At 71.7% G+C, this 14,175-nt stretch carries 9 protein-coding genes; 2 read left to right on the top strand and 7 right to left on the bottom strand.

From position 1 onward, the window contains the following. Positions 1–282: 282 nt before the first annotated feature. Entirely contained in the window at positions 283–432 is a 150-nt protein-coding gene (locus ACZ4LX_RS35765) for a nucleotidyl transferase AbiEii/AbiGii toxin family protein (RefSeq protein ID WP_079085545.1), read from the bottom strand. Positions 433–637: 205 nt separating this feature from the next. Between ACZ4LX_RS35765 and ACZ4LX_RS35760 the strand changes: the two genes are divergently transcribed. Next, positions 638–3,403, top strand: a complete 2,766-nt coding sequence (locus tag ACZ4LX_RS35760) for a helicase associated domain-containing protein (RefSeq protein ID WP_467651204.1) — start codon at positions 638–640, stop codon at positions 3,401–3,403. Between the two features lie 82 nt (positions 3,404–3,485). Here the strand turns inward: ACZ4LX_RS35760 and ACZ4LX_RS35755 are convergent, their stop codons facing one another. Further along, the gene (locus ACZ4LX_RS35755; protein WP_467651205.1) at positions 3,486–4,625 is read right to left on the bottom strand and encodes a TniQ family protein; all 1,140 of its coding nucleotides are present in this window, start codon (positions 4,623–4,625) and stop codon (positions 3,486–3,488) included. Positions 4,626–4,839: 214 nt separating this feature from the next. Between ACZ4LX_RS35755 and ACZ4LX_RS35750 the strand changes: the two genes are divergently transcribed. Then, positions 4,840–7,164 carry a helicase associated domain-containing protein gene (locus ACZ4LX_RS35750; protein WP_467651206.1) on the top strand — a complete coding sequence of 775 codons (2,325 nt, stop codon included), beginning with the start codon at positions 4,840–4,842 and terminating at the stop codon, positions 7,162–7,164. 106 nt (positions 7,165–7,270) lie between these two features. On the opposite strand, the gene ACZ4LX_RS35745 is transcribed toward ACZ4LX_RS35750, so the two are convergent. From ACZ4LX_RS35745 to ACZ4LX_RS35725, 5 genes are all read right to left on the bottom strand, one after another. Next, on the bottom strand, positions 7,271–8,329 hold the full coding sequence (locus tag ACZ4LX_RS35745; RefSeq protein WP_225052009.1) for a hypothetical protein: 1,059 nt from the start codon (positions 8,327–8,329) through the stop codon (positions 7,271–7,273). Between the two features lie 77 nt (positions 8,330–8,406). Next, the gene (locus tag ACZ4LX_RS35740; protein WP_225052008.1) at positions 8,407–10,929 is read right to left on the bottom strand and encodes an integrase; all 2,523 of its coding nucleotides are present in this window, start codon (positions 10,927–10,929) and stop codon (positions 8,407–8,409) included. Next, positions 10,926–11,705 carry a TnsA-like heteromeric transposase endonuclease subunit gene (locus ACZ4LX_RS35735; RefSeq protein ID WP_225052007.1) on the bottom strand — a complete coding sequence of 260 codons (780 nt, stop codon included), beginning with the start codon at positions 11,703–11,705 and terminating at the stop codon, positions 10,926–10,928. The genes ACZ4LX_RS35740 and ACZ4LX_RS35735 overlap by 4 nt, the downstream gene beginning before the upstream one ends. Positions 11,706–11,857: 152 nt before the next feature. Continuing rightward, complete coding sequence (locus ACZ4LX_RS35730) at positions 11,858–12,319, bottom strand: hypothetical protein (protein ID WP_225052006.1); 462 nt, start codon at positions 12,317–12,319, stop codon at positions 11,858–11,860. 208 nt (positions 12,320–12,527) lie between these two features. Then, entirely contained in the window at positions 12,528–13,997 is a 1,470-nt protein-coding gene (locus tag ACZ4LX_RS35725) for a UvrD-helicase domain-containing protein (protein ID WP_467651207.1), read from the bottom strand. Positions 13,998–14,175 lie beyond the last annotated feature (178 nt).

Below are 14,175 nucleotides of genomic sequence, written 5' to 3'. Positions count from 1 at the left end.
CGGTGCTGTGGTTAGCCCGAGGATGTTGGAGATGGAGAGAGGATTTCCTTGGGGGCGCGTCGACTGACGCCATGCCAGGATGTACCTTTTAGGTGATTGCTCCGATCTTTCTGGTATGTCGAATCCCCTGTTGGCATGGGGCTGCTGCCCCCGCGTCCGGACGTAGGTGCGCTGCTGCTCGGGGTGGGTGGTCGGCGGCGGTGTCGGGGTCGGGCGGTGCGGGTGGAGGAGATGGTTTTGTTGAGGAAGGCGGAGACCACGCTGTTCCGGTCGACCGGGATCTCATCGTTGAACACGGGTGGAGTGGGTGAGGTCGAACAGGTCGCGGATCGACTGCCGTTGCAGGAGGCACGTGAGCTTGTCGGCGAGGATCTCCTCCAGGTGCATGACCGTCAGGTCCGCGGCGCAGTCGGAGCGGTCGCTGAGGCCCACGAGGGCACCTGATCCGCCCGGGCACCCGACCGCACGGGTCGGCTCCGGTACCCAGGTGCGGCGGGCGGCCGGCAGGCCGCGGTGTGCACGCGGGCCGCTTCATTCGGTAGCTTCGGTCGCCGCCCGGTCCGCGGGCGGCGACCAGAGCCGACCCGTATCCGCGGCCGCCGAACCGGGTGGTGCGCCGCGAACGCCGAGGAGCGAGATGCTGTTACGCCCCCATCAGCGCGAGGCCCTGGACGCGATCGAGGCCGGTGCCCGCGCGGGCCTGCGGAGGATGACGGTGGTCTCCGCGAGCGGCAGCGGCAAGACTTTGATCGCCCAGCGTGCCGCCGAATCGGTCGCGCCGACCGGCGCGACCGTGGTGCTGGTGCCCACCAAGGCGCTGGTCGTGCAGACCGCCGTGAAATGGCGCGAAGCCGGCTACCGCGGCCTGCTGTTCGGCCTGTGCTCCCTGTCCCAGCACGACAGCGGCATTCCCTGGCAGACCGTACGCATGACCAGCGACCCCGGCACGATCCTGCCCGCCGTCCAACAGCGGCGTGGCGCCGCGACCGTGATCGTGACCTATGCCTCCCTGCGTCACCTGACCGAGGCCCGCGCGCTCGGCGCCATCCGCTGGGACCTGCTGATAGCCGACGAGGCGCACCGCACGTGCGCCGGCTTCGCGGACGGCTGGGGAGCCGTCCACGACGACACTCTGATCCGTGCCACCACCCGCCTGTACATGACCGCGACCCCCAGGATCTGGGCCGCCCGCACCGGCACCGCCCAGGACACCGGTCGCGTCCCGCTGGCCACCATGGAGCACCAGGAGGTGTTCGGCCCGATCGTCTACCGCCTGGGCCTGGCCGACGCCATCGCGCGTGGCATCGTCGCCGACTACCAGGTTCTGGTCGTCACGGTCGACGACACCGACCGCGACCTGCTCGCCATCCTCAACGACCCCCACCCCGCCGGCAGCGCCCACCTGGATGGCCTGCGCAACGCCGCCGTCCAAGTCGCCCTCCTGCGCGCCGTCGCCGAACACAGGCTCCGGCGCATCCTCGCGTTCCACAACCGCGTCGAAGCCGCCGACGGCTTCGCCCGCACCCTGGCCACCACCGCCGCCAAGGTCCACGAACCGCTGCGTCGCACGCAGCTGTGGTCCCATGCCGTCACCGGCGAGCAGGACGACACCCTCAACCAGTCCCTGCTGGCTGCCTTCGACGACCCGGCCCACGACGTCGCCGTCCTGTCCAACGCCCGCCTCCTGAACGAGGGCGTCGACCTTCCCGACCTGGACGGCGTCGTCTTCGCCGCTCCCCGCTACAGCACCATCGACGCCGTCCAAGGCGTCTCCCGCGGCCTTCGCCAGCCGCCGGGCGCAGGCAAACGCACCACCTTGATCGTTCCCGTCTACCTGCCCCGCACCGGGGAGGGCGCCGACATCCTGGAGAACTCCGACTTCGCCGCCCTGATCGCGATCCTGGAGGCGCTGCGCTCCCACGACGAATCGTTCATGGACCGCGTCACGCTGCCCGAACCGACCCGCACCAACACCGTGATCACCCGCGAACTGCTCTACGCGGAGCCCGAACGCGCAGCGCAACTGGCCCGCGTCCTGGGCCTGAAGATTTTGATCCCCGCCGCCGGAACCTGGCGGGACGGGCTGCGTGCCGCCACCGAGCACCACCGCGTGCACGGGAATCTGACCATCACCCTGGACTACACCGACGAGCAGGGCTTCGGCCTGGGACAGTGGATCGCGAACCAGCGCCTGCACCACTTGCTGGGAACCCTGCCAGCCGACTGTCAGGCCGCCCTCGAAGACCTGGGCATATCATGGCAGTTGCCTAGCCCCACGCGGGCCATGCTCGACCACGCCCGCCTGTACATGCGCATCCACGGCCACCTGCTGGCAGCCCCTGACACGGTCGTCGGCGGATACGCCCTGGGCAGGTGGCTGGCCAACTGCCGTAGCCGGGCCGGCGCCGGAACCTTGGACGCCGACGTGCAAAGCGCCCTGGACCGTATCGACCGGTGGTGGAACCCGGCGTGGCCACCGGCATGGCAGCGCGCGTACGCCCACGCGAAAGCCCTCTACCCGGGGCCGGGCCAGCTCTGGCATCTGGCATCCCGGCCCCTGTCCCCGCAGGACCGGCAGGCGCTGCACTGGATCGAGAAGCAGGAGCGGGACTTCTTCAAGGCGCTGACCCCGGAGCAGCAGGATCTGCTGGTGCAGATCGGAGCCTCGCCGTGCACCGAAGCACCGCTGCGCCCCGTGCGCGCCTCGGGCCGTCAGACTCCCGACCGCCGCGGCGACGGTTTGGCGTACGCCGCCCGCTTCCTGGCCGAGCACGGCCACATGGACATCCCCGTGGAGCACATGGTCACGTGGAAGGGGAGCAACCGCGGTCCGGCCGGGTCCTTCCCCTTGGGGACTTGGTTCCAGGAGCAGAGAGCCGGCTTAGCCGCGCTGCCCGCCGACGAGCGCCGCGCCCTGAACGCGCTCGTAGAACTGGCCCGCCGGGCGGCCCAGCCCGGCCATGACCAGGCGCTGGCGACCCCCGCCGTCTCTCAGTTGCGCGCCCGGTGCGGAGCCGCCGCGACCGACGGTGAACCGCAGGACGCCATCGCGGACCTCACCGGCCGCCCGCACGCCCTTCCGGCCCTGTACCGGAAGGCCCGCATCTCCAAGAACCCGTTCGTGTGCATCGAGCGGTTGGCCGACGGTTGGAGCGCCCGGGTCGACACCAGCACCACCAAACTCGTCCTCGTCAGGCCGGAGGTCGCCCACCCCCTGCAGTACGCGATCGAGGACGCCATCGGCACAGGCGAGGCGGCCTGGGGGAGCTTCGGGCCCGTCCACTTCGGCCTGGGCGGACTGCCGGACGAGGACACCGCACGCCGATGGGCTGAACGCCTGTACCAGCAGACCCGCGACCACCTGCGCGACCCGATCGGCTACTACGGATTTTCGTCGAGGTGACGGACAAGGGACGGACGTCACCTCTTCCCTCTGCCCACATCGTCACCGCCGCCGACCGGGACGGGGTCTGCTGAGTCCCGGCTCAGGCGCGGCCGCCCAGGTACCAGCCCCGTGGCGCGGGCTGCAGCCGGTTGGTGATCAGCTCGCCGAGCTTCCACGGCAGGCAGCTGCGCTCGGCCAGAACAGCGTCCTGCGACGTCACCTTGTGCGGGGCGGGCAGTGGCAGCCGCCGGTACCGGCCCCGGGCCGGCCGCTCACGCCCCGCCTGCTCGCGTGCGGCTCGCGAGCGGGGCCGCGGGAGCAGAGTGTGACGCTCGAGCCAGGCCCCGACCACGTCCAACGCCGGGGCGGGCACACCCCAGGCATCCATCAGCGTGGCCAGCCCCGCGAGCCAGACCGAGTCCTGCCCGGGCGACAGGGTCCGCCGCTGGCGCCGCCGCTCGCGGGAGGCGAGCTCGTAGGCCAGAGCCACCGCCTCCGGGTAGAACAGCAGGGGAGCGACCCGCAGTTCGTCGCGCCCCGCCGCCCCCAGCAGGCGCCGGCGGGCCTGCCAGACGGCTGGGTTGAAGACGGGGACGTTCCACCAGCACGAGGTGATCGCGTAAGCGTCGGCGAACATCGCGCGCCCGCCCGGACCCAGCCGCCGCTCCAGCACCCTGCGCTTCCTCTCCGCGTGCAAGACCTCCGGCAGCCCCGCCAGTCGGATCGCACCGGCACCGGGTTCACGGCGGTTGTCCAGCCAGCGGCCGTGCCGCGCACACACCTGCCACGAGGCATCCACGGCCAGGTACACCTGATCCGTGGTGCCCTGCACCCGGGCACACAGCTCGCATCCGCGCACCAGGAAGCACCCGGGCGTGTCCCACGGCCAGTCCCACGCCGGCGGCCCGGCCCCCTTCAGCAGCCGGTGCGGGCGGGTGTTGGGCAGCGCGAACTGCAACTCCCCAACGCTGCGCCCGCACATCACCGACAGGCGCTCGAGCGCGGCGGTGTTCAGGTAGCCGTCGCCGTAGCGCGGCTCGCTCGGCTCGCGCCCCGGGCGCACAGAGCGGCCGAACATGAGCCAGAAGTCACGGTCAGGGATGCCGTTGAGGGCCGCCAAGCGCCGGGCGAAGGAACCGGTCGACTCCCCGGCGATCAAAGGGACTTTCCACAGTCCCAGCCGCTCGGCAGGACGCGGCCGCCCGGCCCGTCCCTGCCTCACCGTGCTGCGTCCGGTCATGTTCCCCACGATCCGCCCTATCTTCCCGCCCTGCGGCCACCGTTCCGCCTCGCGGACACCCCTCTGCCGATGCCCGATCTGCCGCGCCCCGGCCAGGTGCCGTTGGCCGAAAATACTCGCCCCGCCTCCGAACTCCCTCTATCGAAAGGTAACTTCCGCCGACATCCGGCGATCTTCGCCCGGGACCGGAGCGGATGGGAAGGAGAGCCAGGGGGTGGAACTGCGCGCGCACCAGCGCGAAGCACTGGCCCGGATCCTCGCCGCCGTGGCGGCCGGGGAGCGGCGGATGACCGTCGCGTCCGCGTGCGGCAGCGGGAAGACCCTGACCGCGCAGCGCGCCGCCCGACACCTGGCCCCCAACGGCACTGTCCTGGTGCTGGTACCCACCAAGGCCCTGCTCGTGCAGACCGCCCGCCGCTGGCGCCAGAGCGGCCAACCAGGCATGGCCCTGGGCGTGTGCTCCCTCAGCCAGCGGGCCAGCGGCCTGGACCCGGGAGCGGCCCTGATGGTGCGCCACCCGCGGGCCATTGCCCGCGCCATGCGCACCGGCGGGCCGGTGACCGTGTTCGCCACCTACAGCTCCCTGCACCACATCCGCCGCGCCCACGAGGGGTTCCAGCTGCCCGCCTGGGACCTGGTCATCGCGGACGAGGCCCACCGCACCTGCACGGCGTTCGGCGACGGCTGGGGCACCGTCCACGACGACGCCGCCCTGCCCGCCAAGCTGCGCCTGTACATGACCGCGACGCCCCGCGTGTGGGGTGCCCCCGCCGAGGACGAGGACATCCCGTTCGTGCAGCGCCCGCCGCTGGCCACCATGGACCGCCGGGAGATCTTCGGTCCGACCGTCTACGAGCTGGGCATGGCCGCCGCTATCGAGATGGGCATCCTGGCCGACTACCAAGTCCTGCTGCCCGTGGTGGCGGACGCCGACCTGTTCGGCATCCTCACCACCCCGCGGCCCGGCACGACCGCCCACCTGGACGGACTGCGCAACGGCGCCATCCAGGTCGCCGTCCTGCGCGCGATTGCCGAACACGGTCTGCGTCGCGTCCTGGTCTTCCACAACCGCGTCGCCGCCGCCGAAGCCTTCGCCGCCACCCTTCCCGACACCGCCGCCCAACTCGACGAACCCCTGCGGATCAAGGACCTGTGGGCCCAGGCCATCCACAGCCGGCAAAGCGCCGAATGGCGCCGGGACCTGCTCGACGACTTCGCCCGCACCGATGCGCTGGTGAAAATCCTGTCCAATGTGCGGGTCCTGAACGAGGGTGTCGACATCCCCGACGTGGAGACCGTTGTCTTCGCCGACCCGCGATACAGCGTCATCGACGCCATCCAGGCGATCGGCAGGGGCCTTCGCCAGCCCCCCGGGGCGGGCAAGAAGACCACCCTGATCATCCCCGTCTACCTGCGCTCGGGCAGCGACGACGACTGGACGCGCGACCCGGCCTTCGCGAACCTGATCACCCTCCTGCAGGCGCTGCGCTCCCACGACGAGTCGTTCATGGACCGCGTCGCCCTGCCTACGCGCGCCACGGGAGCCGGCCGCGGCCTCGCCGCGTCCCGCAGCTCCTTCTACGCCCACCCCGAACGCACCGCCGCTCTCGCCCGTGCCCTGGGCCTGACCATCGCCCTGCCCGCGATCGGCTCCTGGGACACCGTGCTGGCCGCCGCCGCCCACTACCACGCCCGCCACGGAGCGCTGGACCCGCCGACCGGCTACGTCACCGCCGGCGGCTTCGCCCTGGGCGAGGCCCTGGACCGACTCCGCCTGCGCCGACTGGCGGGGCGTCGGCTGGCCCCCGACCGCATCAAGGTTCTGGACCTGCTCGGCTTCTGCTGGACCCGGCAGGCGCCCACGTTCGCGTCCATGCTCGCCCACGCCCGTGCCTGGGCCGGCGAGACAGGTCACCTGACCGTCCCGGTCAGGGAGGTCTTCGGCGGTCACCCGCTGGGCACCTGGCTGGCCCGCCAGCGCCGCCTGGCCGGCACCGGACAGCTGCCCGACCAGCACCGGCAGGCCCTGGACGCCATCGACCCGCACTGGAACCCCGCCTGGCCCCGCGACTGGCAACGCCGCTACCGCCTCGCCGTCCAAGCCCTCGCCGACGCCCGCCAGGCCACCTGCCCCTCGCCCGCCGCCGGTCAGTGGCACCAGCCGGGCATGCAGTGGCTGCGCACCCAACAGACCCGCTTCTTCGACCTGCACCAGGGCCAGCAAGAACTCCTGCTGGCCCTGCCCGTCCCGCCATTGCCCGGAGGCCTGTACTACCAGAGCGCCGGCGACGCCCAGCGCCACGACTTCTACCGGGCCCTTGGCCACCTGTCCGCGTTCGCCGCCCGCGAAGGCCACCGAGATGTGCCCGACGACCACCTCGAGCCCTCCTGGTGGGACCACAGCACCCCGGACCGGCCCCCGTTCGCGCTCGGCAGCTGGCTGCGCCGATGCCGCGAACACCCTGGGGCCCTGACACCCGAAGAGCTCGAAGCCCTCCACGCCGTTCTGCGGGACAACCCACAGCCCCCACCACCGTGATGCCCTGACACCCGCTGAGGCCGGGGCCGGGCCGGCAGCGGGAAGGCAAACGGCGCCAGCGGCCCGGCACGGGCTGCTGCGACACGTCGCCGTCAGGCGCGGCGGTTCACAGTTCCACGGTCCGCCCGTAGGGCAACTCCTCCAGCAGTTCCACGGTGAGGCGCTCCGTCCCCTCCCGGATCGCTTTCTGCGCCCCCTGGCAGACCAGCTGCGACAGATGCGTCATATAGCCGCGGCTGCGTGTGTGCAGGTACTCGCTCAACGCGACCAGGTCGCCACTTTGGTGCTCGTGCAGGCGCAGATCCCGGTCGAACAGCGTCACCACGCGCCGGAATCTGCGGACCCCCTCGTCGTCGAAGCCCAGTCGGCCGGTCCGCATCACCGTGTGGGCGCCGCGCCGGGCCTCGCCCTTCTCCAGCACCGCTTCCTCGTCACGAAGCAACGGGTCGACGATGGCCTGCGCCTGACGCCCGCAGTAGATGAACGTCGCCCCGGTGCTGGCGTTGATGTGATCCAGGTACGCGAACGTCTGCTCCGCCTCCGCCGCGGTGCGCAGCTGTTCCACCCCGTCGATCAGGACCAGCAGCGTGCGCGCGTTGCGCATCGCGATGATGACCGACTCGGTCGGGTCCCCGCTGTCGCGGCGCTGCCCCAGGAAGCGGGCGAACGCCCCCGGCCAGTTGCGGACGGTGCCGCGCACCGGTGCGGGGACGCTCAGCAGGATCACCGGGATCCGGTTCTCGTCCCACGCGTACAGTCGCTCGAATTGACGTTCCCAGTGCACGCCGATCGCCTGCAGCACGGCGCTCTTCCCCGTGCCGCGCGGGCCTTCCAGTACCATCGGGGGCTTGCCGAGCCGGCGCTCGCGGTTGGCCCGCAACTGCTCGGCCACCAGGCGCAGCGCGGTGTTGACCGCGGGGGAGGCCACCGTGCGCATGTGTCCGTGCCAGCGCAGGCGCGGATCCAGATCGGTGACTTTGGTGCCCTGCGGGGCGCAGTCCGCCAAGTCCGGCGGTCTTACCTGCTGCTTGGACAGGAACCGCCAGGCGTGGCAGTCGTCCGGCCACAGCGGGCCCGGCGGCGCCAGGAACAACTGCTCGGGTACCTTCGCCGTGAGGAGCAGCCGCTCCTCCTGGCGTTCCAACTCCGTCTTGCGGCCTGTCACCGCACCCCTTCCAACGTCACCGTGAACAACCCTGCACCCTGCCTAGAACGGCACGGTCCCTCATCCATCTGTCCCCGCTACAGATCCACGTCGAACTCGTCCTGCTCCGCATAGGGGTCCGGCTCGGCCTCGATCCGCCGGTACCGCTGCGACAGGCTCTCCCCACCTGCGGTTGCGGGCTCCTCGGCCCAGGTCTGCGGGCCGCGCTCCCACGCCAGGAGTGCGGGATCGGGCGCGACGGCCGCGAATCCCCAGTCCACCCCGTCCACCCCTGCCGGGGGATCGTCGGGTGCGAGCGGGCCCAGCTCGTCCCACGCGAACAGGTCCAGGCCCAGTCCGTCGACACCTGGGTCCGAGACCCGGGACGGCGGCGCGGTCGCGTCCGTTTCCGCAGCCGCGTCCGCATCCTCGCGGGAAGCCGCAGCCGTGTCCGGATCAGGTGTGGCGGTTGACTGCTCAGCGGCCCGGCGGCGCCCGTAGGGGTCGAACACCTCGGAGGGGCCGGACGGCGGCGCGGGGGCGTACCCGTCCGGAACGAACGGCACCCCGCCGCGCTCCGGACCGCGCGAGGCCCGTTCCAGCAGTTCCGCCAGTGCCTCCGCGATCGCCTGCTGCGCGAACTCGTCCTTGAGCGACCCGCCGCGCTCCAGGTACTGGGCGGCCGCGATGTCCCACAGGAACTGCGTCCAGGGCTGGCCCACCCGGTGCTGGTGCACCCACACCGCCTCCACCCACCGGTTGGCGAAACGGTGGTCCCGCAGCCACACCCGCGACGGATCGTTCGGGGTGTACCGCATCTCCCAGCGTCCCGCGCATTTCCCGCGCAGATCCGACCGGGTGCGCCGGTAGGGGTTCAGACCCTCCTCCGGGTCGCGCTCGGGCCGGTCGTAGGTGCGCCCCTGGAAATGGATGCCCTGGTCGCTGACCCCCACCCAGGCCGTGGGCAGCAGCCGCAGATAGTCCTCCCGCGTCAGCGGGAGCGGCAGGTAGCCGTCAACCCGTACGCACGCGGCGTACATCTCGTTCGGGGTCCGGTGCGGCAGGTACACCTCGAAGGGGTCCGCCAGCTCCGGATGCGGCTTGTTCTGCCACTCCAGCGCGATCCACTGCTGCAGCAGGTCGTCCAACTCCGGCAGCGTCCACAGCCGTTCACCGTCCACGGTACGCCGAACCCGCACCGGGTCGTTACCGGTGTAAGTGTTCACGTACTGGCTGAACATCGACTTGATCGCACCGAACGTGCGCTCCACCACGGCCTTGTCCTGCCCGGTCCGCTTGCGTGCCGTGCGGATCGAGATGCCCAGGTAGGCACACGCGTCGAAGAACGTGCGCCCCGCGAACACCGTGCCGTGGTCGATCACGATCAGATCCGGCACGATCACCGGCCGGGCCGCGGCGTGCGCGAACCGCGGGTCGATCTCCACCAGTTCCGAGTACGGCAGCGCGGACACGCTGGCGTGCACGGCCGCGTCGAACCCGGGACGCATCGGGGCCGGCACCATGGCCTGAGCCAGCAGCTCACAGGCGTCGACGGCTTTGGTGGCGCGCCCGTTCGGGCGCGGCGGCGCGGCCTGCCGAGGGCGCCCGCGGTCCCGGCGGCGCTGACGCGGCTGCTTGGGCCGCAGTACCGCGGCGATGATCGTACGCGTCGCCACGTCCACCGCGATCGTCAGCTCCGCGCGCGCCGGCCGGCCGTCGTCGCCCAGCACCCACACGTCCAGGTCGGTCGAGTCGATCTGGACCAGCTCACCGGGCATCGTCGCCGTCGTCACCGAAAACGGCGGCGCGCCCGTCCGCCCGGCCGTCCGCGCGCCCGGCGCCCCAAGGTCGCGTGCCTTGACGCCCAACCGCTCCAGCAGCTTGTACAGCGTCTGCTCCGCCGGGACCTTCACCTGCGGCCCGTACGCGGCGTGCACCAGGCGCCGCAACTGCTTGAACAGCTTCCTCGCGTTGCTGGGCGTGTCCAGCCGCCGCCGCTGACGCTCCACCAGCGCCATCAACTGGTCCACCACCAGCGGGTCGGTCGCCCCGTGCAGCCGCCTTGCCTTGGTGCTGCGCCCGTCCACCAGCGCCATCACACTGCGGTGCTTGCGGTACCGCAGCCGCTTGGCCTGCACCGTCTGCCAAGACACCGTCACGCCCAGCACCGCGCTCATCTCCGCGGCCTTGGTCTGGTACCGGTCGATCAGCGTGGTGCGCGCCGGGTCGAACGCGGGCCGGGGCACCGCCCCCGGCGGCGCGCCGGGCGGCAACCCGGTGTCCACCTCGATCACCGCCAGCTCCCACCGCCGCGCTGCCTGCGCGGCCCACTCCGGGACGCCGTCCAGCAGCGCGAAGTCGGGCAGCTCCGCCCGCGCCACCGCCACGCCCGCCCCGTCCAGCACTGCGAAGTCCGACGCCGCTGCCAACACCGGCAACAGCACCGACGACACGCGGCCGCCGTCGGTGCCCTCCGCCAGCAGCACGTTCATCCCGTCCAGCCCCGCCACCTGGTAGCCGCGGCCGCGCCAGCGCACCCGGTCTCCGCGCACCAGCGCCCCGCGCGGCGCGTGCCGCACCACCACCAGATCCCGCGGCTCCTGCGCCGCCCGGACGCTCATGACCGCTCCACCGCCAGCGGGCCGCCGCCCTCCAACGCGCCCTCCGCCGACGCCCGCGTACTGATCGCGTGCAGCGGCCCCACCAGCGCCCCGGGCCCCAGCGGCTCGCGCCACCGCACGCCCAACCGCCGATGCCACAGCATGTGGTACAGCCTCGGAAGGGCCAGCGCCCGCGGCAGGCCGCAGTCCTCCACCCCCTCGGCCAGCGGACGGGGCTGGGCGAACGCCTCCGTCAGCGCCTGTTCGACCTGAGAGTCGCCGTAGCGCGGGTGGCGCCGTCTGGAGATCCAGCGCAGGTTCGCCAGCGCGGCCCCCGACGGCAGCCGTGGCGCAGCCAACAGCCAGCCCGCTTGCTCGCACGCCTCACGCAGCACCTCCACCTCCCGCCGGAATCGGTGGGCCGGACCCGCGGCCGGGGGACACGCCACCACCAGCGTGTCCCCGGACGCGGTGCGCACGACGAAGTCCGGTACAAGGCGCCGCTCGCGGCCCCGCTCACGCCACACCAACTGCGCCGACCAGGCGCTGAAATCCACCACGGCGGGGTGGAAGTCCAGCAGCATCGCCACCGACATCCGTTCCAGGGACCGGCAGCCCACATGCCGGCCGCTCGTCGCCGACCACCACCATGTGGCGATGCTGCGCTGGGACGGATGCCGCGACGGCTGCCACACCGCACCTCGCTCCGCCAACGGCACCTGCCCCATCCGGGCCGCCGGCAGCAGGCGCCGCCGCTCGTTGTGGTCCAGATGCAGGACCTGCAGCTCCCGTACCATCCACGCCCCTCGCATCGACCCGACCGGCCCGGCCCACCGGGCAGGGAACCCCCGCAACCTCATAGCACGGCAGGTGCACCGCCGGGCCCAACTGGCCACAACGGCAGTCGGTTTCTGGACAACTCCACCACACCGGCAGCACCTGCAAAGGATCAACGACGGCGGGGTCCGGGCTGGCAGTCGCCGACCGTGGCCACGGTGACGGTCTTGCCGGCGTGTGCGACGCCGGGACGGAGTTTCTGCCGTGCGACGACGAAGGTGCCGTCGGTTCCGACGCGTCGGATGGCCCGCCGTGGTTGGGACAGGGGCGGTGGCAGCGGTGTCGTGGCAACCCGGGCGCCTGTGAGTCCGGCACGTCGCTGGTGCGGGATCGGGGCAGGCAGGGTCTTGACCAGAAGTCCGGCGTGGATGACGTACATCATGCTGCCGTCGAAGCGCAGGGTGACGCGCTTGCCGATCAGTTCGGAGCCGAGGGCGACGGGGGTCTGCCCGAGCGAGACCATGCTGTCCTTGGACGCCTTGCGCTCGACCTCGACCACCGTTGTGGGCGTCAGGGGTTTGTCCGCGCTGATGCCGCCTCGGGGCTCGGGCCCACCGACCCGCCCGCCCCGCATGATCAGCACTGAAGGTCATCGAGCGGGTTCGGATGAGCTGTCCGTCGAGCAGGACGTGGACGGTGCGCTGGCTGGCCCAGACCGTGACGGTCCGGCCGACCAGGGGCGGACTGAACTTCCATCTCTGTCCCTGCGGCAGCGTCACATGCCGGCCGGGACTGACCACCGCCTCGAACTCCACCGCCAGATCCGTGACGCAGGTGTTGTTTCAGGCGGCAGGAAATGGGGGGAGGTGGGTGTTGATCCATGAGAGGCCGCCGAGGTCGAGGTGGTGGCGGCTGCGGGTGACGGCGACGTAGGCGAGGCGGGCGTCGGTGTCGTTGACGGGTTCGGGGATGGGGCGGCCATGGGCGTCGTGCTGGTCGGTGTCTTTGGGCGGGGGGAAGTCGTCGGCGATGCGCACGGTGGGCCATTCGCGGCCTTTGGCGGTGTGCGCGGTGGAGACGGTGACGCCGGCGTCTGTCTCGTCGGTGAGCTGGTTGATCGCGGCGAGGATGGCGTCGGGCCCGTGCGTGTCGACGAGATTGACGAAGGGCTGCAGGTCACGTCCGGCGGGGTCGTGTTCGGCGTACTCCTGCAGCTCGCTCCAGGAGCGGAAGAGAACGAGCTCGGGATGGGCGGTGGCGCGGCCCTCTTTGAGGTCGCGGGCGGCGAGTGCCAGCGCGGCCAGCGCCTGTGCGCCGCGGGCCAGGGCGACGCGCCGGCCGTCGGTGAGCAGGCGCATGACTTCGGTCATGGCGCCGATGTTGGTGCGGCACAGCACCGCGTCCGGACAGTCGAGGTCCCCGACCGTGGTGGGGATGGTGTCGGTGCCGGTCAGACGGATGGGAGCGTCCGCGAGCTCCAGCCACCGGTTGGCCTGCTCCGCGATCAGGGGACCGAAGCGGAAGGAGCGTGTGAGGGTCAGGTGCGTGGCGTCGAAGCCGGTCATCACGTCGCGGGCACCGCGCCAGCCGTAGATGGCCTGGGCGGAGTCGCCGACCATGACGAGCTGCGCGTGGTCGCGCTGGGCGGAGAAGACTTGTTCCAGGACGGGGTTGGTGTCCTGGGCCTCGTCGAGAAGCAGGAAGTCCGCGTCGATCCATGGTTCGGTGAGGGCCCACATTTTCAGGTAGTGGTCGTGCTCGAAGCGCACCACCCCGTGGTCGGGGTTGTGCAGGTCCGCCCAGGCACGGTGGGCGAACGGAAGGACCGCTTCGGTGAACTGTGCCTGTTCGGCGGGTGTTCCCAGGCGGCGCAGCGGCGGGACGTGGTGGCGGTCGAGGGAGCGGTCGGCGGAGTAGCAGAAGCGGGTGACCGTGCGCAGCACGGTGTTGGACAGCGACCTGGCGGTGATCTCGTGTTCGCCGATGCGGACGGGGCGGGTGATGCCGAGTGCCCGGCCGGTTTTCCAGGCGCTCTGGCGGGGGCTGTTGAGGCGGTGGGTGTAGCGGTGGCCGAGGGCCGCGTAGGCGGTGGCATGGGCGGTCTTGCATTGCACGGTACGGGGGAAGCGCGCCGCGGCGTCGAGGGCGATGCTTTTGTTGAAGGCGAGGTAGCGGCCGCGGCGCTGGGTGGCGGCGGCGAGCAGGGCAAGGGTGGTGGTCTTGCCCGTGCCGGCGCCGGCTTGCAGGACGAGGTGGTGACCGGCGCGGAAGGCGTCGGCGGCGTGCACTTGTTCATCAGTGGGCGTGGGCAACAAAGGCTCCGCGATAGAGAAGAGAGACCGAAAGGGCAGGGCGGCTGCAGCGGCCTGCGCCGGTGTGCTGCAAGGGCGCGGGTGCTAGGTTCTGTCGTCAAATGATCTTGTGTGGTGGATCATGGTCGGGTGATACGTCGCCATGAACTGTCGGATGCCGAGTGGGAGTTCGTCCGCC

It is taken from the genome of Streptomyces sp. NPDC026062, from assembly GCF_055568375.1.
This window is presented reverse-complemented; position numbering and strand designations above follow the sequence as displayed.